We start from the raw sequence: 20,986 nt of genomic DNA on the forward strand, positions 1-20,986 counted from the left end.
GTCGCCTCAACTCAGGCGGCGTTCAGATCGCCTGCGGCTTTCAGCGCGCCGGCCACGGCTTTTTCACGATGTTCGGGACCGACCTGGATGCCGTCGGCGGAAATGAATTCCGGATTCTTGATCCCGATGAAGCCGAACACCCAGCGCAAATAGGTTTCCAGGTGCTCGCCGACCGCGGCAGGCGTGCCCGGACCATAAAAGCCGCCGCGCGAGATCGCGACGATGACGCGCTTGTTGCCGGCCAGACCTTCGACGCCTTGCGTTGAGTATTTGAACGTCTTGCCCGCGACCAGGATGCGGTCGATCCAGGCCTTGAGCTGGCTTGGGATCGTAAAATTGTACATGGGGGCGCCGAGCACGACGACGTCGGCGGCGAGAAACTCTTCCAGCACAGCCTGACCGGCGGCGATATCCTCTCGCAGGGAGGTCTCGGGCGTAGCCCCTTGGCCGGCGGCGAGGTGTGAACCGGTAAGGTGCGCCAGCGGCGTTAGCGTGAGATCGCGATAGCTGACCTCGAGGCCGGGGGTGGATTGGCGCAGCCGTTCGACGATGGCGGCGGAAACCTGGCGGCTGACGGAGTGGGGGCCGAGAACGCTGGAGTCGATGTGCAGAAGTTTCATGGTTGATGTCACCCTTTGGTATAGATTTGTAACTGGCGCTATATGAGTGACCGTGGCAAAACCCCGCAAGAACGCACATTTTTTACACCCGAGCACATCCATGAGACCCGAGCACAAGATTGTGCCTGCCTTGCCGCCGAGCCCGCATGCTGGTGACAGTTGCCGCGCGGTGGCTTCCGTGCTGGCGCGGGTCGGCGACAAATGGAGCGTGTTCGTGATCATGACGCTGATCGGTGGGCCGCAGCGCTTCAACGAGCTCAAGCGCACGATCGGCGGCATCTCGCAACGGATGCTGACCTTGACGCTGCGTGGGCTGGAGCGCGACGGGCTGGTGACACGCACCGTGTTTCCGACCATCCCGCCGCGGGTCGATTACGAACTCACCGATCTCGGCCGCGGGCTGGCGCAGCCGGTGCAGGCGCTCGGCCAATGGGCGTTCGCGCATCTGCCGGAGATCGAGCGCGCGCGGACGAATTTCGACGCGCGCAATGAGAAGAGTTAGATCAGTGACACCAGGCCACCGCCATGGCGCTCCAGCCGTCCGGCCAGTTCGAGTTCGAGCAGCACCGTGCGAACGATGGTGGGCGAGAGGCCCGACATTCGGATCAGATCGTCGAGGCTGACCGGGCTAGGCCCGAGCAGCGTGACAATGCGTGCGCGTACGCCCGGATCGATGTCGAAGTCGAGCGGCTCGTCATCGCCTTCACGCGCCTCGAGCACGATCGGCCGCTCCAGGATTGGCTGAATGACGTTGATGACGTCGCTGGCTTCGGTGACCAGCGCCGCGCCCTGCTTGATCAGATCATTGGTGCCGGAGGCGCGCGGATCGAGCGGCGAGCCGGGCACCGCGAACACTTCGCGGCCCTGTTCTGCCGCCATCCGCGCCGTGATCAGCGAGCCCGAGCGGTGCGCAGCCTCGATCACGACGACGCCGAGCGACGCACCGGAGATCAGGCGATTGCGCCGTGGAAAATCGTGGGCGCGCGGCACATGGCCGAGCGGCATTTCGGAAATCGCGCCGCCTTGATCGAGCAGGGCGGCAAGCAAGTCCCCATGCTCCGGCGGATAGATCCGGTCGTGACCGCCGGCCAGCACCGCGACCGTGCCACTTTCGATCGTCGCGCGATGCGCGGCCTGATCGATGCCGCGCGCCAGCCCCGAAATGACGACGAAGCCGGCCTCGCCGAGATCGCGCGCCAGTTGGCCGGCGAATTTCAAACCGGCGCCGGAAGCGTTGCGCGAGCCGACGATCGCGATCATCGGCCGTATCAGGACGTCGGGCGCAGCGCGCACACGCACGCCGAGCAACGGCGGCGCATCCTCGAGTGTCGCCAGCCGCGGCGGATAGGCGGCTTCGCCAGGCGCGACCAGCAAGACGCCGATCTTGTTCGCCGCAGCGATCTCAGCCCGTGCTTCCTCCTCGCTGCAGATCCGTCCTGAACGCGCGGCGCCGCCACGGCGCGCCAGATCGGGCAACCGTTCGAGCGCCGTGCGCGCATCGCCGAAATGGGCGATGAGCGAGTTGAAGGTGCGTGGGCCGACATTGTCGCTGCGGATCAGCCGCAGCCGGTCGATCCGGTCGGTCTCGGTGAGGTAAGGTGTGCTGATCGCGTCCAATTTCGGCTCCGTGTCTCAGCAGCATGAAGCAACCTGAGCGCGTGAGCAATGGTCTTGCAACGTCAGTAGCGCCCAGTCAAATTGATGTGTATCGATCAGTCAGGATGTCTGGAATGCGCGTTGAACCCGTCGAAATATACTCGGATACGACGAACGCTGCCGTCATGCGGCATCCAGGCCGCCATTTTCCGGGCTTTTTAATTCAGGGCGATAGCCTCTACGTTCTCTGTCAGCGCGCCGATGAGGTGTGTGCTTCGATTGGGCGCGGCGCGCCGGGCTTTGACACTGCCAATGAACTGAGAAATGCGCTCTGGGACTCGCTTACCCACTACAAGACCGTCCTGAGAGAGCACCAATTGCCTCTTCCGTTCAGCGAGGCGCCTCTCACCTAGTTAGGCAATACCATGATCTCGCTCGCCGACCTTCAGCGCCGCATCGATGCCGGCGATCTCTCGCCCCACGCCGCAATCGCCCAATCCCTGGAAGCGATCGGCGCGCAGGACCGGACCATCGGCGCATTCGTCTGCCGCGCCGAACATGTGCATGCGGCGAGCGCTGGGCCGCTGTGCGGCATTGCGGTCGGCATCAAGGACATCATGGATACGGTGGATTTCCCGACCGAAATGGGCTCGCCGATCTACCGGGGTTTTCGGCCGCGCGGCGACGCAGCCGTGGTGATGATGCTGAAGCAGGCGGGCGCAAGCATCATCGGCAAGACCACGACCACCGCATTCGCCTCCGTGGATCCGACGCCGACGCTCAATCCGCGCAACCATGGTCACACGCCCGGCGGATCGTCGTCCGGCTCGGCGGCAGCGGTGGCGGCCGGCATGATCCCGCTCGCGCTGGGAACACAGACCGGCGGCTCGGTGATCCGGCCGGCCTCGTTCTGCGGCGTCGCCGCGATCAAGCCGTCGTACCGCCTGCTGCCGACGGTCGGCGTGAAGTGCTATTCGTGGACGCTCGATACGGTCGGCCTGTTCGCTGCCGGCGTCGACGACGTGGCGCGCGGGCTTGCCGCGATGACCGGCCGGCCCGAACTGCTGCTGCCGCCCAGCATTCCGACCCCGCGCATCGGCGTCGTGACGCAGGATTTTGCAGGTAGGCCGGAGGCGGCAGGCGGGGAAGCGCTGCGGATCGCGACCAAGGCTGCCGAACGCGCCGGAGCCTCGGTGCGGGCGCTTGCTTTGCCTGAGATCATTGCGGAGGCGTGGCAAGCCCATTCGGTGATCCAGGAATTCGAGGCACATCAGGCGCTCGCCTGGGAATATCGAGAAAATTACGAGGCGATGGCGCCGCTGCTGCGCGCACGGCTTGACGAGAGCCGGGGCCTGACACCGGCCGCCTATGACGAGGCGATGGGCGTTGCAAGCCGCGCCAGGCACGCACTGGCAAAAGTGTTCGAAGAGGTCGATGTGCTGCTGACCTTGTCGGCGCCCGGCGCCGCGCCACAGGGTTTGGGTTCGACCGGCGACGCCCGCTACAACCGGCTATGGACGCTGATGGGCGTGCCCTGCGTCAACGTTCCCGCGCACATCGCGGACGGTGGATTGCCGGTCGGCGTGCAGGTCATTGCGAGATACGGCGCTGATGCCGCGGCACTGACGGCGGCGCGGTTTGTGGAGGGCGCGCTCATGCGGCAATGAGACCGTTCGGGCACGGTCCGTCGATTTCGGGAAGTCAATCCAAATTTATTTGAGCGGAACGACGCAACCTGACCGAGCGAACGCCGACAAACAGAGGTCACAAGGACGGCTTTTCGGCAGGAACGACAGTCAAGCATGCCTAAATCTCAATTCTTTCCGGCAGGCGAGGTGCTCAGCGACTTCGCCGAAGCGATCTGGGATGCCGATTTCGACGATGCGCCCTCAGCCCGTGCGCTCACGATAAAGGTCCTGCCGACGACGTCGCCCGTCCTCATCGTGCACTATCGTGCGGCGATGACGGCCGCGCACCGGCCCCGCTACAAGCGCACCGCCAATGGGATGCAAACCAGGGCGATGACCCTGCGTCCCAGTGGTCCGCTCGGCGTCGTGCTGGTCCGCCTGAAGGCAGAAGAGGCTTGCCGTGTGCTCGGCTGCGATCTGGCCGATATGACCGATGCCAGCGTGGAACTGTCAGACATTTTTGGAGACCGCGAGGCATCGTTGCTGGAAGAAATGCTCGCGGAAGCGGAAAATGCGGAAGCACGCGTGGCGCGAATGCGGCAGTTCCTGCGCGACCGGGCCGCCGCGAACCGGTTCGATCCTGTCGTTCACCGCGCGATCCGCGCGCTCAAGCAGGATCCAGCGGTCTCGATGAAAGACCTTGCCTCGCGTCTCGACGTCGGCGAACGCAGCCTGCAGCGCCGCTTCAAGATGCTGACCGGCGTCAGCCCGAAGCAGTTCGCCCGTGTCGCGCGGATGGAAAAGGTCGTCGCTGCGCGGCTCAAGGGCAGCGATTGGGCCGAAATCGCCTATGCGACCGGCTACAACGACCAGGCGCATCTGATCAACGATTTCAGGTCGTTGGCCGGCACGCCGCCCGAGACGTTCTTTCGCGGTGCGACGGCCGCGGAATATCGCGGCTGGAACGCCGAACTCGCAGCGTCGGATTTTTACAATACATTCATGACCTAGCTCATTAGGCAGCACATCTCCGAGACCGGTGGATGGCATGAGATGAGGAGATGGATGATGCTGACCGAACTCAAGCGCGGAACGAAGCTGCGCAATGCCTACAACAAAGAGACCTTCGTCTTTTCAGGACCGGTCGACGATCCCTCGGTCGCCCGGTTCGAAGTCATCCTGGAGCAGGGTGGTTCGGGTGGCGGCAACGCGCTGCTTCATGTCCATCCCGGCGCGGACGAGCATTTTGCGGTGAGATCGGGCCGCATCAAAATTGTTGTCGCGGGCAGGGAACAGATTGTCGAAGCTGGCGGAAGCGCGGTCGTGCCGCGTGGCAAGCCGCATTTCTTTGCCAACGCCGGCGACGGTGCGGCCGAGTTGGAGATCGAATTCAGACCGGCGCAGCAGCAGCTTCGCTTCTTTGCGAATTTCGCCACGCTGGCCGCGCATCGGCCCGCGTGGTTTTCCAGCAAGGGCGATCCGAACTTTCTCATGATCGCGCTGGCGCTGCACACCTATCGCGATCACCTTTATCTTGCGGGCCCGCCGATCTTTCTGCAGAAATTCATCTTCGCGCTGCTGGCACCGGTGGCGGGCTCTGCGGGTACCGGATGGCGATCGAGCCGCTTCGCGAAGAGCGGCAGCTCGCGCCGAGCCCGGCTGAGTAGGGTAAGGGAGCGACCGGGTCACTTCGCCCCGATCCGTCCCTCGGTCCCGGCCTGCAACCGCCTGATGTTTTCGCTGTGCTTCCAGAACAGCAGCAGCGTCAGCACGACGAATAGCGACGCCAGCGCGGGGTGGCCGAACCACCACAGGAACAGCGGCGTGACGAAGGCTGCGACCAGCGCCGAGAGCGAGGAGTACCGCGTGGTGAAGGCGGTCGCGAGCCAGATCAGGCAGAACATCAGGGCTGCCGGCCAGAACAGGCCGATCAGCACGCCGATATAGGTGGCGACGCCTTTGCCGCCGTTGAATTTGAGCCAGACCGGGAAGAGGTGGCCGAGGAAGGCGCCGAGCGCAGCCAGCATCGCCGCATTGGCGCCGCCGTAGTAGCCCGCGATGATGACGGCCACCGTGCCCTTGAGCATGTCGCCGATCAGCGTCGCCGCGGCAAGGCCCTTGCGGCCGGTGCGCAGCACGTTGGTGGCGCCGATATTGCCGGAACCGATCGAGCGCAGATCCTGCGTACCGGCTAGCTTGGTCAGAACCATCCCGAATGGGATCGAGCCGAAGAGATAGCCGATCAGGAAGGCGACGACGAGGAATGCGTCAGACATTGCGGCAGCTCCCACCGCGGCCCGCTTCGTACGAATCAGACATGTTCATAGACCGTCCGTCCGCCCACGATAGTACGCACGACGCGCCCCGAGAAGCGGGCTTCATCGAACGGCGTGTTCTTGCACTGCGATTTGAGATCGGCGGGATCGAGCACCCAGGGCGTATCGGGATCGATCACGACGACGTCGGCCGGGGAACCGGCGCGGAGCGAGCCGCCGGGCAGGCCGAGCAGTTCCGCAGGCCGCGTCGACATCGCCCGGATCAGCGTCTTGAAGTCCATCTCGCCATTGTGGATCAGCCGCAGCGCCGCCGGCAGCATGGTCTGCAGCCCGACCGCGCCGGCCGCCGCTTCGGCGAACGGCAGCCGCTTGACCTCGACGTCCTGCGGGTTGTGGTCGGACATCACGACGTCGACCAGACCGGAGGCGACGGCGGCAACCAGCGCGAGGCGGTCCTCCTCGGTGCGCAGCGGCGGCGACAGTTTCAGGAAGGTGCGGTAGGGGCCGATATCGTTTTCGTTCAGCGTGACGTGGTTGATCGACACCGAAGCACTGACGTAGAGGCCGGCGTCGCGCGCGCGTTTTAGGATTTCGAGCGACTCGATCGACGATAGCGAGGCCGCGTGATAGCGCCCGCCGGTCAGTGCCACGAGCCGCATGTCGCGCTCCAGCATCACGGCCTCGGCGGCGTTGGGAATGCCGACCAAGCCGAGCCTGGCGGCGAATTCGCCCTCGTTCATCACGCCTTCGCCGACGAGATCCGGGTCTTCGGTGTGATGCACGATCAGCGCGTCGAAATCGCGGGCATAGGTCAGCGCTCGCCGCATCACCTGGGCGTTGGTGACGCTCTTGTCGCCGTCGGTGAAGGCCACCGCGCCGGCGGCCTTCAACAGCCCGATCTCGGTCATCTCCTCGCCGCGCATGCCTTTTGTCAGTGCGGCCATCGGGTGGATGTTGACGATCGCGGTGTCGCGGGCGCGACGCAGCACGAAGTCCACCGTCGCCGAATTGTCGATCACGGGGGAGGTGTCCGGCTGGCAGATGATGGTGGTGATGCCGCCGGCCGCAGCCGCCTGGCTGGCGGAGGCAAAGGTTTCGCGGTGGCTGGCGCCGGGCTCGCCGACAAAGGCGCGCATGTCGATCAGCCCGGGCGCGACGATCTTGCCCGCACAATTGATGATGTCGGTGCCTTCAGGCACGCCGGCCGCGCCGATGCCGCGCTTGGAGTCGCGGATCGTGCCGTCGGCAATCAGGACGTCGCCGGGGCCGTCGAAATCCCTGGAGGGATCGACGACGCGGGCATTCGCAAGCAGGATCGGGCGTCGGTCAGTCAGCATGATCTTAAGCATTCGGCAGGTTGCGGGCGAGCGCTTCGAGCACCGCCATCCGCACCGCCACTCCCATTTCCACCTGTTCACGGATCAGCGATTGCGCGCCGTCAGCCACGATCGAGTCGATCTCGACACCGCGATTCATCGGTCCCGGATGCATCACCAGCGCGTCCGGCTTGGCATAGGCAAGCTTCTTCTGGTCGAGCCCGAAATAGTGGAAGTACTCCTGACTCGACGGCACGAAGGAGCCGTTCATCCGCTCGCGCTGCAACCGCAGCATCATCACGATGTCGGCGCCATTGAGGCCTTCGCGCATGTCGCGCGCGACTTCGACGCCCATCCGCTCGATGCCGCGCGGCAGCAGCGTGGAGGGGGCCACCACGCGGACACGCGCGCCCATGGTGTTGAGCAACAGGATATTGGAACGCGCCACGCGGGAATGCATCACGTCGCCGCAGATCGCGATCACGAGCCCTTCCAGCCGGCCTTTATTACGACGGATGGTCAGCGCATCCAGCAGCGCCTGGGTCGGATGCTCGTGGGCGCCGTCGCCGGCATTGATCACGGAACCGTCAACCTTGCGCGCCAGAAGTTCCACCGCGCCGGAGGCGTGGTGCCGCACCACCAGGATATCCGGGTGCATGGCGTTGAGCGTGACTGCCGTATCCATCAGCGTCTCGCCCTTGCGGATCGAGGATGAGGACACCGACATGTTCATGACGTCGGCGCCGAGCCGTTTCCCTGCCAGTTCGAACGAGGACTGGGTGCGGGTCGAGGCCTCGAAAAACAGGTTCACCTGGGTGCGACCGCGCAAGGAAGTGCGCTTTTTGTCCACCTGGCGGTTGAGCTCGACATATTCCTCGGAAAGGTCGAGCAGGCCGGTAATATCGGCAGCGGAAAGTCCCTCGATTCCCAGCAGATGCCGGTGCCCGAGGACGAAGGTCGATTTCGATGCAGGGGTCATTAAAGCCTTGCTATAGGCAGAGATGCCATGCAGGGCAAGCGTCAAATCGGGCGTCCGGACTTATCCACTAGCGCTTCGGCGGCAGGGTAAACGGCCGGACGGTAGGCCCTGACGAGCGATTCAGCTAGGATGGCGCACGGTGCATCAGGCTGGGCAAAACGTGCGGCATTTCATTCAATGCGTCCGGATCGCGTCATGGGCGCTGCTGGCGGCCATTGCATGCCTCCCGGCCACGTCGGCCGTCGCCGAGAAGCGCATAGCGCTCGCGATCGGCAACGACCTCTATCCCAATCTGCCCGCCGACCGGCAGCTTAAGAAGGCCGCCAACGACGCCACCACGATCGCGGGAACGCTGAAGTCGCTCGGTTTCGAAGTCATGGTCGGCACCAATCTCGGCCGTCAGGCGATGATCGACAAGCTCGCCGAATTCACCGCGCGGCTGCAGCCGGGCGACACAGCGGCGCTGTTTTTTGCCGGACACGGCGTGGCGATTGCGGGCGTCAATTACCTGATCCCGAGCGATGTCCCGGCGGTGACCGAAGGCGCCGAAGCACGCGTGCGCGGGGCATCGCTGGCCGAACCCGATCTGATCGCGGAGCTGCAGGCGCGCTCGGTCCGCGTCGCGCTCCTGGTGATCGATGCCTGCCGTGACAATCCATTCCCGCGCGCCGCGGGCCGGTCGATCGGCAACACGCGGGGCCTGGCCGACGCCAAGCCAGCGCGCGGCATCTTCACGCTGTATTCCGCCGGCATCGGCCAGACCGCGCTGGATCGCCTCGGCGGCAACGACGCCGCCCACAATTCGGTGTTCACGCGGATATTCGCCGAACAACTGAAGCGGCCGGACCTGCATCTTGGCGATCTCGCTGTTGAAGTGCGCGAGCGCGTCGCCGAACTGGCGCTGAAAGCAACCGATGCGCGCGGTCAGCCCGCACCGCACGAGCAGACGCCGGCCTATTACGATCAAACCCTCGGCGGCCGCATCTATCTGGCGGGGCAGCCGAGCGGTGGCCGTGTTGAGCAGCCTGCCACCAAGCTTGCGAATGTCGCACCCGACACTGAGCGCGCCGTGCGTCCGTCGCGGCCGGGTGCACCCGGTGAAAGCTGCGTGCGCAACGGCCATGAGACCTATTGCGTCAGTTCGGTGCTGAAGCCGCAGTTCGGCAATTCCTACGGCGCGCAAAACCTGTTCGCCGGCTCCAGCGGCGACGCATGGGTCGAGGGCAGGGAGGGCAATGGCGTCGGCGAGTGGGTCACGATCGAGTTCGACGGGATGCGGCTCGTCAAATCCGTCACCGTCCGGAACGGCTATCAGAAGAACAACGACATTTTTCAGAAGAACAATCGCGTGCGCCAGTTGCGCGTCATATTTTCGCAAGGCGAGACGCAGACGCTCAGCCTGGCGGATCGTCTCGGCCCGGAACAGCTCAACCTGCCCAAACCGGTGAAGGCCTACTGGATGAAATTCATCATCGACGAAGTCTGGGCCGGCAACAGATACACAGATACTGCGCTCACGAAACTGGTGGTCAGCTCGGAGCGGGTGCCGTGATCGGCGCGAGGCGGGGCGCGGCGACATTCAGGCGAGCGGTGCTTGTCGCGATCTGCGCGGCAGGCTGCCTCACGGGCGCTGCCGCGCAGGCGCAGAAGTTGCCGGCGGGTTTCGTCTATCTGCGCGATATCGATCCGACCATCGTCCAGGATATGCGCTACGCCGGCTCGAACAACTTCGTCGGCCGTCCGCTCAGGGGCTATGAGGCGGCAGAATGCGTGGTGAAGCGCGAGGTCGGCACGCTGCTGAAGAGCGTTCAGGAAGAACTTGCGCTGCAAAACCTGTCGCTGAAGATGTTCGACTGCTACCGGCCGACGCGCGCGGTTGCCGATATGGTCGCCTGGTCGCGCGACGGCAAGGAGACGGTCGCCGGAAAGCGCTACAACCCGTCGTTCAGCAAGGCCGACCTGTTTCGGCTCGGCTACATCGCCGAACGCTCCGGCCATTCCACCGGCGCCGCGCTCGACCTCACCCTGGTCGATCTGAAAGCCGACAATTCGGCCACCTTCGATTCCACCAAGGACTACGGCGACTGCACCGCCAATGTGAACCTTCGCGCGCCGGACGGCAGCGTCGACATGGGCACCGGCTACGACTGTTCCGACGTCAGGTCGCACACGGCGGCGACATCCATCACCGCCGCCCAGCGCCGCTGGCGGGAGAAGCTGGTTCTGGTGATGGCGCGGCGAGGATTTGTAAACTATTCGAAGGAGTGGTGGCACTTTTCGCTGCCGGGAGCGGGCGGGCAGGCCTATGATTTCCCGATCACGCCGCGGAAGTGATTCACGGTTCCAGGACCAGCCATGAGCCAGGCAGCATTCACGACCCACGAGGTCTTCAACCAGTCGCCGCCGTTCGAAGATGTCGATCTCTTTGCGCTCGACCGGCCGCTGGTCGAGGCCGTCGCCGCCAATGGCGGGGCGTCGGCACAAAGCGAACTGTCGGAGTTCGGCAAGCATTGGGGCTCGGCGGCGATGGCGGAACGCGGCCGCGTCGCCAACGAGAACACGCCAAAGCTGCGCACCTTCGATTCCCGCGGCAACCGCCGCGACGAGGTCGAATTTCATCCCGCCTATCATGAACTCATGGCGCACAGTGCGCATGCCGGCGTGCATAATTCGACGTGGACTGCCGACGGTAAGCCCGCCGGTGGGGCGTCGGAGGTGATACGCGCTGCGAAATTCTACGTGGCCTCGCAGGTCGAGACCGGGCATCTCTGCCCGATCACCATGACGCGGGCGTCCGTTGCGGCCCTGGCGGAGCAGCCGGATCTCCTGTCCAGGGTGATGCCGGTGCTGGGCACGCGATCCTATGATCCGGCCTTCGCGCCGTGGTGGACCAAGCGCGGCATGACGCTCGGCATGGGCATGACCGAGAAGCAGGGCGGCACCGACGTGCGCTCCAACATGACGCGGGCGGAGCGTGACGGGGACGCTTACCGTATCACCGGGCACAAATGGTTCATGTCGGCGCCGATGTGCGACGCCTTCCTGGTGCTGGCGCAGGCCGAGGAGGGGTTGAGCTGCTTCCTGATGCCGCGCTTTGCGCCTGATGGCTCGATCAACGCAATCAGGTTCCAGCGGTTGAAGGACAAGCTCGGCAACCGTTCCAACGCCTCGTCCGAAGTCGAGTTTCACGGCGCCTATGCCGAGCGCGTCGGCGCCGAGGGCAAGGGCATCCGCACCATCATCCAGATGGTGCAGTTGACGCGGCAGGATTGCGCGATTGCTTCCGCCGGCCTGATGCGATCGGGCCTGGCGCATGCGCTTCATCATGCGCGGCATCGCAGCGTGTTCCAGAAGCATCTCGCCGATCAGCCGGTGATGCAGGCGGTGCTGTCGGACATGGCGCTGCATGTCGAGGCCACGGTTGCGCTGGTGATGCGGCTGTGCCGGTCGTTCGATCGCGCGCCCGTTGACGCCAAGGAAGCCGCCTATGTGCGGCTGCTCACGCCCGCCATCAAATACTGGGTCTGCAAGAGCGCCCCTGGCTTTCTCTACGAGGCGATGGAGTGCCTCGGCGGCAATGGTTACGTGGAAGAGGGCATTCTGGCGCGGCACTACCGGGAGTCGCCGGTCAATGCGATCTGGGAAGGCTCCGGCAATGTGATGTGCCTCGACGTCCTCCGCGCGCTGTCGAGGGAGCCGGAAGTGGCGTCCAGCATCGTGCACGAACTGACCGGCGAGACGCTCGGATTGCCGGGCGCGGGTGAGGCCATCACCTTCCTCGGCAAGGCGTTCCGCCGGCCGGACAGCGAGCGTGTGGCGCGGCTGGCGGTCGAGAAGCTGGCGCTGCTGGCGGCTTCTGCCGCGCTCAATGCCGTGTCGCCACGGCATGCGCAGTTGTTCGCCGCCACGCGCCTTGCCGGGAATCACGCCAGCATGTACGGCGCGGTCGATCTGGCGAGCGAAGACGTCCGCGGGTTGCTCGAACGTGCACTGCCCTAAAAACCACGCCAGCCGTCATGGCCATAGCCGTCCGAAGGACGGCGTCGCTTCCGCTCGCCTATGTCCCGGCCATCCACGCCTTCTGAGCCCGCGCGGCACAAAGGACGTGGATGCCCGGCACAAGGCCGGGCATGACGACACCGAGAAAGTTGATTGATGGACTCCTTCACTCCCGCAAGCCCGATCACAGTTCCGCCCGCGATTCCTGACCAGCCGCCACGCGTCTGGAAATTCTGGGGCACGGCATTGTGGGGCCTGTTCATCTTTGCCGCGATGTTCGTCGGGCAGCTCACGGTCGTCGCCTATTTCGTGTTGCGGCACGGGTCGTTCGATGTCGCCGAGGCGATAAGAGTGGTCGGCGGCGGACTTACGATCTCGCTGTCGGTCATGATGGGATTGCCCGCGGTGGTGTTGGCCGTGTGGATCGCGATCCGGCCGACGCGCACTTCTTTCGCTGATTATCTCGCGCTGCGCTGGACCTCGTGGCGCAATTTCCTGATCGGTGTCGTCGCGCTGGCCGCGCTTGTCGGCTGTTGGGACCTGCTGTCGCGCGCACTCGGACGGGAGATACAGCCGGGCTTCATGGGCGAGGTGCTGAAATCGGCGCAGACCGACGGCGCGCTGTGGTTGCTGGTGGTCGCGTTCTGCATCGCCGCCCCTGTTTCGGAAGAGATTCTCGCGCGCGGCTTCCTCTATCGCGGCTGGTCTGAATCACGCCTCGGCGTTGCCGGCGCCATCTTCCTGTCGTCGCTGGCCTGGACGTCGTTGCATCTGCAGTATGACTGGTTCTTCTTCGGCGAGGTGTTCTCGATCGGCCTGCTGCTCGGTTACCTGCGATATCGCACCAGCTCGACCTGGCTGACGATCGTCCTGCACGGCATCAACAATCTGGCAGCGACCATTCAGACTTTCTGGCTGGCGGGCTGAATGCCGATGGGGTAGAGACTCACTCCATTCGCACCGTGAGGTTGTCACCAGAGTAATGCTGGATCCAAATGATAGAAAACGGCCGGTCTCGGTAACGGCACGAGCGCCCAAAACGTGGGACTTTATGGAAACTACGTTTGTCGCTCTGGTCGCTTACGCCGCCTTCGGCCTGACAAGTTGGCTCACTCTCGTAGTGCTGGTGGCCACACGGGATAGCGCGGCCTTATCGCCTGCCCAGCTCCAAGCAATCCCGAGAGGATGGGATAGCGCCGCATCGATATTGGGGTGTGCATCGACGGTCATCGTGATCTGGATCGCCATCGGAATGGCGCGGCGCGAGTTCTCCGAATACCTTGCCTTGAACTGGCCCACTCGCGACGAGGTTATGGCGGCCTTGATGATCACGATCATACTCTGGTTGGGTGAGATCGTCTTCAGGTCTCCCACGGCGCCTTCGACGAGCCCCGATCTTCCGTTCAGGGGTATCGGCGAGTTGCTAATCTTGTTTGTTGCAGTCTGTATCGCAGCGCCAATCATGGAAGAGTTCACTTTCCGTGGCTTCATGTTTCGAGGTTGGTCTGAGTCTTTTCTCGGTCCGATGGCAACCATCGTGGTGACCGCGGCAATTTGGGGGGCAATCCACACCCAATATGATTGGTGGGGGCGCTGTTGGATCTTTGTGTCGGGTGTCGCCCTCGGCCATTTTCGCCGGCGTAGTAATTCAACGTGGCTCGCGGTGATCGTTCACTCGGGCATGAACTTCTTTCTCTTTTTAACGATGCGATACGCCTAGGGGGTCGCCGTTACCAGCGCGATCGCAATCGGCATCGTGAGCGCTGCCAGGATGATCTGCAGCGTGATGATCTGCGCCAATAGCGGCGCGTCGCCGCCCATTTGCCGCGCCAGCACATAGGCGCTTGACGCCGCGGGCACCGCCGAACAGACCGTCACGATGGCGAGGTTGGAATCGGCAAGTCCAAATTTCAACGCCAACGCGACCGCGATCACCGGCATCAGCACCAGCTTGAGGAACACCGCGACGCCGGCGGCGAGGCTCGGCCGGAACAGGCCTTCAAGATGCAGGCCAGCGCCGGTCACCAGCAGCCCGATGGCGAGCGAGGAGCGGCCAAGCGCGTCCGCCACCTCGTGCCAGAGTTTGGGCAGCGGAATGTGCGTGACGTTGAGCGCCAGCCCGATCGCGCAGGCCCAGATCAGCGGATTACTCATTACCGTCACGACAATCGAACCGGCCGAGCGCTTTTCCGGCGAGGCGTAATGGGCCAGCACCGCGACACTGAACACGTTGACCAGCGGAACGATGGCGACCATCGCGACGGACGCCAGCGCCAGCCCGAGGTCGCCGAACAGACTGCCGGAGACGGCGAGCGCCACATAGGTCTGCCAGCGCGTCGCGCCCTGGAAGATCGAGGTAAAGGCGGGACCATCGATTGCGGCGCGGGCGAGCAGTGGACGCAGCGCAAGACACAGCAGCGACATCGCGAGCGCCGACAGCAGCAACGCGCCGCCGACGCCGGCAACCGGCACCCTGGTGAGGTCGGCCTTCACCAGCGTCTGGATCAGCAGCACCGGAAGCAGCACGTAGTAAGTCAGCCGCTCCAGCCCATGCCATTGCGTCTCGGGCCGTATCAGCGTCCGCTTCAGGATGAAGCCGAGCACGATCAGCAAGAACACCGGCAGCAGCGCCGCAATGACGACCGCCATCGCTTAAGCGTCCCCGCGCAGCTTCGCCAGCCGATCCAGCGCGCCCTGCAGGATGAACATGGCGGCATGCTCGTCGATCACCTCGGCGCGGCGGGCGCGGGAGACGTCCATGCCGATCAGCTCGCGCTCGACGGCCGCGGTCGACAGCCGCTCGTCCCACAGCGCGATGGCAAGGCCGGTGAGGTTGGAGAAATTGCGGGCAAAGGCACGGGTCGATTGCGCGCGCGGACCCTCGCTGCCGTCCATATTGATGGGCAGGCCGAGCACGAAGCCGACCGCGTTGCGTTCGCCCGATATCGCCAATAGCCGCGCCGCGTCGGCCTTGAAGGCCTTGCGGTGGAGCGTTTCGACGCCGGTCGCCAGGCGGCGGTCGGGGTCGGACACGGCGACGCCAATGGTCTTGGTGCCGAGATCGAGGCCGATCAGGGCGCCGCGCTCGGGCCAGTGCGTGACGGCTTCGATCAGGGGAAGGATGGGGGCGGGCATGACCCCGCATAACACCGGCTCGTCATGCGCGCAAAGCCGGTCACGGCGTGGCGCCCATGCGGGAACGCCACGCCGCCTGTCGATACGGTCTTACCGGATCGCGACCGGGTTGATCATGCTCTGCACCCCGCCCTTGAAGCGCGGTTGGCCGAGCACGAACAGGAACTCGTAGGCCTTGTCGGCGGCGAGTCCGGACGTATCCAGCACCTCCATGATGTAGGTGCCGTTCATCGGCAGCAGGATCTGGTGCACCTCGAACACGTTCTTGCTCTCGAACGGAATCACCTCAAGGCCCCAGGTGTCCGCGCCGATGGCGACGACGCCCTTGCCGGTGAGGTATTTCGCGCCTTCAACGCCAAGCCCGGGCTCGCCCGAGTTGAAACGCTTGTCGTCCTTGCCGATCAGGCTGGCCCAGCCGGTGTGGAAGAGGACGACATCACCTTGGCGGATTTCGATGCCTTGCTTCTTGGCCGCTTCCTCGATTTCCTTAACGTTGAAGGCGGTGCCTTCCTTGACCACGTCGGTCCCGAAATAAGCGGCCATGTCGAGCAGCACGCCACGTGTGACCATCGGCGGGATCTTTTCGACACCGAGCTTCTTCAGGCCGGTCGGATCCGCAAAATCGAGCAACTTGTTGCCGTTGTAATAGATGTGCTCGACGCCGATGTGGCCGAGGCCGTCCAGTTGGCTGCCGACGCCGACCCAACCCTCGATGATATCGTCATTGTAAGTGGTCTTGCTCGGCCCGAGGCCGGGAATGCCGGCCTGTCCAGGCTGCACTACGGTGATCTTGAAGGCGCGCGGGGGATAGGCGGGCATCTTGGAGTCCACGGGGAACCCAAGGGCGTAGGTCTTGCCAGTTTTCACGAGTTGGGCGGCTTTGACGACAAGGTCGGGCTTCATGTAGTTGGCGGCGCCGATCTCGTCGTCCGGCCCCCATTTCGATTTCGTCCAGTCTTGAGCACTTGCCGTTCCGACCGTACCCAACAAGGCAACAGAACAGCTCAATACGAATGCAAGGCGCATCGCAGTCCCTCCCAGATGTTGACGTTATGGTTTTTGGTAACTAGCGCCTCATACTAACGTAGCAGTGCGGGGCGGCCAGAAGTTTTTGAGCTCGATGCTCGCGTTGCAATCCAGCGCCGCAGCGCAGAAAACGCGGCGCGCAAATTGCTCTGCTACAAAAATATGGCAGAGACGTTTCGCGTGGCGGAATGAAGCGGGGTGCGAAGATGACGATGGATGCGCTTAGCCTGTTCGGCCTGTTCGCGGTAACCGCGATGCTGGTGGCATACGCGCTGGAAGATCGCAGCCACTGGTACATCCTCGCCTTTGCCGGAGCTTGCGGGCTCGGCTCGGTTTACGGATTTCTGCAGGGCGCCTGGCCATTCGGGCTGGTCGAGGCGATCTGGGCCGGCGTCGCGATGCGGCGCTGGAGCATCAGGCGGCAATAACCTCGCCATTGCTGCTCAGGCAGGACGCAAAACCCTGCAGGGCGCTGTATTGATGGGCCGTGCGGCGGGTGATGAAGAGCGTCTCGACCTTGGACTGCGTCGGGTTCAGCGTGTGGATGCTCACGGTGTCGTTCCGCCCGACGACGGCGCGCGGCAGCAGCGTCACGCCCATGTCGGCGGCGACGCAGCCGATCATGCCGTCGAGTGTGCCGAGTTCGAACCGCGCGGAAGACGGCCAGCCGAATTCCGAGAAGATCTGCTCGAGCCGCTGGCGGTAAGTGCAGCCGGTACGGAAAACGAGCGCGGTCGGTCCGGACTCGGGCGTGCCGGCACGCAGAGCGACGAGGCTCTGCCAGCGCCGCGCCGTGACCAGCACCAGTTCTTCGCGGAAGGCGACCGTCGCGTCGAGTTCGGCGTGGTCGATTGGACCCGCGACGAATGCGCCGTCAAACGTGCCGTTGAGCACGCCAGCCACGAGCTCGGCCGTGGTTGAGGTCCGCAAGGACAGCCGCACCGCCGGAAAGCGGCGATGGAATTCAGCGAGCAATGAGGGCAAGCGGACGGCGGCCGTCGTCTCCATCGATCCGATCGCGAGCGGTCCCTTCGGTTCGCCATCGTCGCGCGCGGCAAGTATCGCTTCGCGCGACAGCGCGGCCATTCGCTGCGCGTAGGGCAGCAGACGGCGCCCGGCGCCGGTCAGCGTCATGCCGCGGCTGTGCCGCTCGAACAGCGCGGTGCCGATCTCGGTCTCCAGCGCCTTGACCCGCTGCGTGACGTTGGATTGCACGGTGTTGAGTTCGTCAGCGGCGCGGGTGATGCCGCCCAGCCGGGCGACGGTGGAAAAGGTGAGGAGGTCGGTCAATTCCACTGGATCGCTCCGTTCCCTATTTCAGATGGCAGCGTTCTCTAGTATTCACTATTCCAGAATGTTAGTTCGGCCTAGGCTTGCTGTCCAGACGAGGGAGCGAACGCATGCCGATCAGGACTGATTTGACGGCACTTCTGGGCATCCGGCATCCGGTCCTGCTGGCGCCGATGGACACGATCTCGGGCAGCCGGCTGACCCGGGCGGTGAGTGAAGCCGGCGGCTTCGGCATCCTTGGCGGCGGCTATGGGGATCGCGCCCGGCTCGAAGCGGAGAGCGCGAAGCTGAAAGATTTCGCCGGGCCGTTCGGCATCGGCTTCATCACCTGGAGTCTCGCGAAGAAACCCGAACTTCTTGACGTCGCGCTCGACGCCAAACCGCGCGCCATCATGCTGTCGTTCGGCGATCCCGCGCCGTTCGCGCCGAAGATCAAGGCGGCGGGTGCGTTGCTGATCTGCCAGGTGCAGAGCGAGGAGATGGCGCGGCAGGCCCTCGATGCCGGCGCCGATGTTTTGATTGCGCAGGGAACCGAAGCGGGTGGACATGGCGCCTCAAGGACCACGCTCGATATCGTGCCCGCCATCGTCGATCTTGCGGCCGGACGCGTGCCGGTTGTCGCTGCCGGCGGCCTTGCCGACGGGCGCGGGTTGGCTGCGATGCTGATGCTGGGGGCGTCCGGCGTGCTGATGGGCACGCGCTTCTATGCCAGCATCGAGGCTGACGGCGCCGAGCAAGCGAAGCAGTTGATACGTGCGGCCAATAGCGGCGGGACGGTACGCGGCGTGGTGTTCGACTGGTCGCGACAGCTGTTGTGGCCGGCGCCATTTACCGCGCGCACGCTGCTCAACGACCATGTGCGGACCTGGACGGGCCGCGAGATCGAGCTGATGCAGCGTGCGGACCAGGTTGCAACGGAATATGCCGCGGCGAAAGCGGCCGGCAATTTCGATGTCGCCGCCGTCTTTGCCGGTGAGTCCGCAGGGCTGATCCATGATATCCCGCCGGCGGCCGAGATCGTTGACAGGATCGTCACCGAAGCCGACCAGATATTAAGCGGGCGGCGCAACTCCTTCGCCGCCTGAACGGCAATCCACCCCAATCAATCAAGTGAGCAGAACCATGTGGCCAGACCGCCGGATCATCGACCTCTTCAAGACCGAATTTCCGATCGTGCTGGCGCCGATGGCCGGCGTCATGGACGCCGAGCTGGTGATCGCGGCGGCGCAGGGCGGGGCACTCGGCTCGCTGCCATGTGCGATGATCTCGGCTGAGAAGGCGCGCGAGCAGGTCAACATCATCCGCCAGCGCGTCTCGGCGCCGGTCAACATGAACTTCATGTGTCACACGCCGGTCGATGCCGATCCCGCGCGTGAGGCCGGATGGAAGTCGCGGCTTGGGGCATATTACAAGGAATTCGGACTCGATCCCGCCGCACCCGTTGCCGCAGCCAACCGCGCGCCGTTCGATGATGCGATGTGCGCGGTCGTGGAGGAGCTGAAGCCCGAAGTGGTCAGCTTCCATTTCGGCCTGCCGGACCAGGCGCTGGTCCGGCGCGTCAAGGCGGCAGGCTGCATCGTGATGTCGTCGGCGACCATCGTGAAGGAAGCGATCTGGCTCGAGGAGAACGGCGCCGACGTCATCATCGCGCAAGGCGCCGAGGCGGGCGGTCACCGTGGCATGTTCTTGACCGACAATATCGCCGAGCAGCCCGGCACGTTTGCGCTGGTGCCGCAGGTGGTCGATGCGGTGAAGGTGCCGGTGATCGCAGCCGGCGGCATCGCCGACGGGCGCGGCATCGCGGCGGCGTTTGCACTCGGGGCGTCCGGCGTGCAGATCGGCAGCGCCTACCTGCGCTGCCCGGAATCCAAGGTGATCGGACCTGCGCGCACGGCGCTGGCCCAGGCGCATGACGATTCCACCGTCATCACCAATGTCATGTCCGGCCGTCCCGCGCGCGGCGTTACTAACCGTGTTATGCGTGAGGTTGGCCCGATTTCGGCGGATGCGCCGGCATTCCCGCACGCCGCCACTGCGCTCGGGCCGCTGAAGGCGGCGGCCGAAAAGCTTGGCAAGGTCGATTTCACCAATCTCTGGGCAGGGCAGGCGGTGCGGATGGGCCGCGAGATGCCGGCGGCGGAACTGACGCGTGCGCTGGCGGGTGCTGCGTTGGCGCGGCTGGGTGCACTGGGTGGGTAGCGCGGCGGTAGCTTGGCCGAGGGGCAACTCGCTATAGCGTGTGGACCCAGGCCTCGGGATAAGGTGCGTAGGCTTCACCTCGTCGGGCCAGCCGTGAGAACGCCGGGAAATGCAGATGCATCCCGGCAATGAGAATGCCGTCGGCGGAGACGCGGTCGAACATGCGTTTTCGCGCGGCCGCGGCCGCGGCCAGATCAGTGTCGAAGGCCATGCCGGCTTCGGGAAACGCGGTCTGCACCTCCGGCACGTGCACGGTGTCGCCCCAGATCATCAATTGATCGTTGCTCGATGCGACGAGATACGCGGTGTGGCCCGGCGTATGCCCGAGGCTGGGCACGGCGGTCACGCCGGGAAACACCTCGCCCTCCCGGAACAATCGCGTCCTGTTCTTGTAGGGCGCGACCTGTTCACGGCCGGCCAGAAAATAGAGTTTTGCCGATCGCTCGTCGACCTTCGCCATCGCGCCGTCGTCGAACCAGTGCGCCAGCTCGTTCTCGTGCATCACAAGTTCCGCGTTCGGAAACAGAAGCTGGCCCGTCGACATGTCGGTCAGGCCGGCGGAATGATCCGGATGCATGTGAGTCAGCAAAACCGTATCGATCGACTTCGGATCGATACCGGCCGATGCGAGGTTGCGCTGAACGAAGCCGGCCGTGGGCTGCAAATAGTTGCCCGATCCGGTGTCGATGATCGCGATGCGTCCCTTCGAATGGATCAGGAAGGTGTTGACGCTGGTTCGCCGTGCCGGCCGGAACGAATCCGCCAGGATCTGACGCGCCTTTTCGACATCGACATTGCGCATCACCTCGAGGGTGCCGTCGAGATAGCCGTCGCTGATGGTGGTGACGACGATGTCACCGATCCTGCGATGATAGACGCCGGGAATCTGGTGCGAGGGTTGTGGCTTCATATGGAAAGACCT

The 20,986-nt window shown here is 64.5% G+C and carries 23 protein-coding genes; 12 read left to right on the forward strand and 11 right to left on the reverse strand.

The annotated features are described in order from the left end of the window. Nucleotides 1-11: 11 nt before the first annotated feature. The gene (locus IVB05_RS18300; RefSeq protein WP_247786018.1) at nt 12-620 is read right to left on the reverse strand and encodes an FMN-dependent NADH-azoreductase; all 609 of its coding nucleotides are present in this window, start codon (nt 618-620) and stop codon (nt 12-14) included. A 100-nt stretch (nt 621-720) separates the two neighbouring features. Between IVB05_RS18300 and IVB05_RS18305 the strand changes: the two genes are divergently transcribed. Next, complete coding sequence (locus IVB05_RS18305; protein WP_247786019.1) at nt 721-1,122, forward strand: helix-turn-helix domain-containing protein; 402 nt, start codon at nt 721-723, stop codon at nt 1,120-1,122. Here the strand turns inward: IVB05_RS18305 and dprA are convergent. Beyond that, nucleotides 1,119-2,237, reverse strand: coding sequence for a DNA-processing protein DprA (gene dprA / locus IVB05_RS18310; protein ID WP_247786020.1), 1,119 nt, complete (start codon nt 2,235-2,237; stop codon nt 1,119-1,121). The genes IVB05_RS18305 and dprA overlap by 4 nt on opposite strands. Before the next feature lie 113 nt (nt 2,238-2,350). Between dprA and IVB05_RS18315 the strand changes: the two genes are divergently transcribed. The 3 genes from IVB05_RS18315 (at nt 2,351) to IVB05_RS18325 (ending at nt 4,855) form a co-directional block, all read left to right on the forward strand. Continuing rightward, entirely contained in the window at nt 2,351-2,629 is a 279-nt protein-coding gene (locus tag IVB05_RS18315; protein ID WP_247786021.1) for a hypothetical protein, read from the forward strand. Nucleotides 2,630-2,641: 12 nt separating this feature from the next. Then, on the forward strand, nt 2,642-3,883 hold the full coding sequence (locus tag IVB05_RS18320) for an amidase (protein ID WP_247786022.1): 1,242 nt from the start codon (nt 2,642-2,644) through the stop codon (nt 3,881-3,883). A 135-nt stretch (nt 3,884-4,018) separates the two neighbouring features. Continuing rightward, nucleotides 4,019-4,855, forward strand: a complete 837-nt coding sequence (locus IVB05_RS18325) for an AraC family transcriptional regulator (RefSeq protein ID WP_247786023.1) — start codon at nt 4,019-4,021, stop codon at nt 4,853-4,855. Nucleotides 4,856-4,978: 123 nt separating this feature from the next. On the opposite strand, the gene IVB05_RS18330 is transcribed toward IVB05_RS18325, so the two are convergent. The 4 genes from IVB05_RS18330 to IVB05_RS18345 form a co-directional block, all read right to left on the reverse strand. Then, a complete protein-coding gene (locus tag IVB05_RS18330; protein ID WP_247786024.1) occupies nt 4,979-5,371 on the reverse strand; it encodes a hypothetical protein in 393 nt (130 codons plus the stop codon). A gap of 158 nt (nt 5,372-5,529) precedes the next feature. Next, on the reverse strand, nt 5,530-6,120 hold the full coding sequence (gene plsY / locus IVB05_RS18335; RefSeq protein ID WP_247786025.1) for a glycerol-3-phosphate 1-O-acyltransferase PlsY: 591 nt from the start codon (nt 6,118-6,120) through the stop codon (nt 5,530-5,532). A gap of 35 nt (nt 6,121-6,155) precedes the next feature. Next, complete coding sequence (locus tag IVB05_RS18340; protein ID WP_247786026.1) at nt 6,156-7,457, reverse strand: dihydroorotase; 1,302 nt, start codon at nt 7,455-7,457, stop codon at nt 6,156-6,158. Nucleotides 7,458-7,461: 4 nt separating this feature from the next. Next, nucleotides 7,462-8,415 carry an aspartate carbamoyltransferase catalytic subunit gene (locus tag IVB05_RS18345; protein ID WP_214493129.1) on the reverse strand — a complete coding sequence of 318 codons (954 nt, stop codon included), beginning with the start codon at nt 8,413-8,415 and terminating at the stop codon, nt 7,462-7,464. Between the two features lie 139 nt (nt 8,416-8,554). On the opposite strand from IVB05_RS18345, the gene IVB05_RS18350 reads away from it, so the two are divergent. The 5 genes from IVB05_RS18350 to IVB05_RS18370 all read left to right on the forward strand — a co-directional run bounded on the left by IVB05_RS18350 (nt 8,555) and on the right by IVB05_RS18370 (nt 14,134). After that, nucleotides 8,555-9,967, forward strand: a complete 1,413-nt coding sequence (locus tag IVB05_RS18350) for a caspase family protein (RefSeq protein ID WP_247786027.1) — start codon at nt 8,555-8,557, stop codon at nt 9,965-9,967. A 50-nt stretch (nt 9,968-10,017) separates the two neighbouring features. Beyond that, on the forward strand, nt 10,018-10,749 hold the full coding sequence (locus tag IVB05_RS18355) for a M15 family metallopeptidase (protein WP_247786777.1): 732 nt from the start codon (nt 10,018-10,020) through the stop codon (nt 10,747-10,749). Between the two features lie 21 nt (nt 10,750-10,770). Beyond that, nucleotides 10,771-12,414 carry an acyl-CoA dehydrogenase family protein gene (locus IVB05_RS18360; RefSeq protein WP_247786028.1) on the forward strand — a complete coding sequence of 548 codons (1,644 nt, stop codon included), beginning with the start codon at nt 10,771-10,773 and terminating at the stop codon, nt 12,412-12,414. Nucleotides 12,415-12,570: 156 nt separating this feature from the next. Further along, nucleotides 12,571-13,341 carry a type II CAAX endopeptidase family protein gene (locus IVB05_RS18365; protein ID WP_247786029.1) on the forward strand — a complete coding sequence of 257 codons (771 nt, stop codon included), beginning with the start codon at nt 12,571-12,573 and terminating at the stop codon, nt 13,339-13,341. Between the two features lie 124 nt (nt 13,342-13,465). Continuing rightward, complete coding sequence (locus tag IVB05_RS18370) at nt 13,466-14,134, forward strand: CPBP family intramembrane glutamic endopeptidase (RefSeq protein ID WP_247786030.1); 669 nt, start codon at nt 13,466-13,468, stop codon at nt 14,132-14,134. Here IVB05_RS18370 and IVB05_RS18375 read toward each other — a convergent pair. From IVB05_RS18375 to IVB05_RS18385, 3 genes are all read right to left on the reverse strand, one after another. Further along, the gene (locus tag IVB05_RS18375) at nt 14,131-15,063 is read right to left on the reverse strand and encodes an AEC family transporter (RefSeq protein ID WP_247786031.1); all 933 of its coding nucleotides are present in this window, start codon (nt 15,061-15,063) and stop codon (nt 14,131-14,133) included. The two genes, IVB05_RS18370 and IVB05_RS18375, sit on opposite strands and share 4 nt — an antisense overlap. A gap of 3 nt (nt 15,064-15,066) precedes the next feature. Further along, nucleotides 15,067-15,549, reverse strand: a complete 483-nt coding sequence (gene ruvX / locus IVB05_RS18380) for a Holliday junction resolvase RuvX (RefSeq protein ID WP_247786032.1) — start codon at nt 15,547-15,549, stop codon at nt 15,067-15,069. A gap of 90 nt (nt 15,550-15,639) precedes the next feature. Further along, nucleotides 15,640-16,575: a cyclase family protein gene (locus IVB05_RS18385; protein WP_247786033.1), complete on the reverse strand. Its 936-nt coding sequence runs from the start codon at nt 16,573-16,575 to the stop codon at nt 15,640-15,642. A gap of 212 nt (nt 16,576-16,787) precedes the next feature. Here IVB05_RS18385 and IVB05_RS18390 point away from each other — a divergent pair, with 212 nt between their 5' ends. After that, nucleotides 16,788-17,003: a hypothetical protein gene (locus IVB05_RS18390; RefSeq protein ID WP_247786034.1), complete on the forward strand. Its 216-nt coding sequence runs from the start codon at nt 16,788-16,790 to the stop codon at nt 17,001-17,003. On the opposite strand, the gene IVB05_RS18395 is transcribed toward IVB05_RS18390, so the two are convergent. After that, on the reverse strand, nt 16,990-17,871 hold the full coding sequence (locus IVB05_RS18395) for a LysR family transcriptional regulator (RefSeq protein WP_247786035.1): 882 nt from the start codon (nt 17,869-17,871) through the stop codon (nt 16,990-16,992). The genes IVB05_RS18390 and IVB05_RS18395 overlap by 14 nt on opposite strands. A gap of 104 nt (nt 17,872-17,975) precedes the next feature. Here IVB05_RS18395 and IVB05_RS18400 point away from each other — a divergent pair, with 104 nt between their 5' ends. Together IVB05_RS18400 and IVB05_RS18405 are read left to right on the forward strand one after the other, a co-directional pair. Beyond that, on the forward strand, nt 17,976-18,950 hold the full coding sequence (locus IVB05_RS18400; RefSeq protein WP_247786036.1) for a nitronate monooxygenase: 975 nt from the start codon (nt 17,976-17,978) through the stop codon (nt 18,948-18,950). Nucleotides 18,951-18,987: 37 nt separating this feature from the next. Then, complete coding sequence (locus IVB05_RS18405) at nt 18,988-20,064, forward strand: nitronate monooxygenase (protein ID WP_247786037.1); 1,077 nt, start codon at nt 18,988-18,990, stop codon at nt 20,062-20,064. 31 nt (nt 20,065-20,095) lie between these two features. On the opposite strand, the gene IVB05_RS18410 is transcribed toward IVB05_RS18405, so the two are convergent. Then, complete coding sequence (locus IVB05_RS18410) at nt 20,096-20,974, reverse strand: MBL fold metallo-hydrolase (RefSeq protein ID WP_247786038.1); 879 nt, start codon at nt 20,972-20,974, stop codon at nt 20,096-20,098. Nucleotides 20,975-20,986: the final 12 nt, after the last annotated feature.

Origin of the sequence: Bradyrhizobium sp. 170 (assembly GCF_023101085.1) — a bacterium.
Taxonomy (GTDB): Bacteria; Pseudomonadota; Alphaproteobacteria; order Rhizobiales; family Xanthobacteraceae; genus Bradyrhizobium.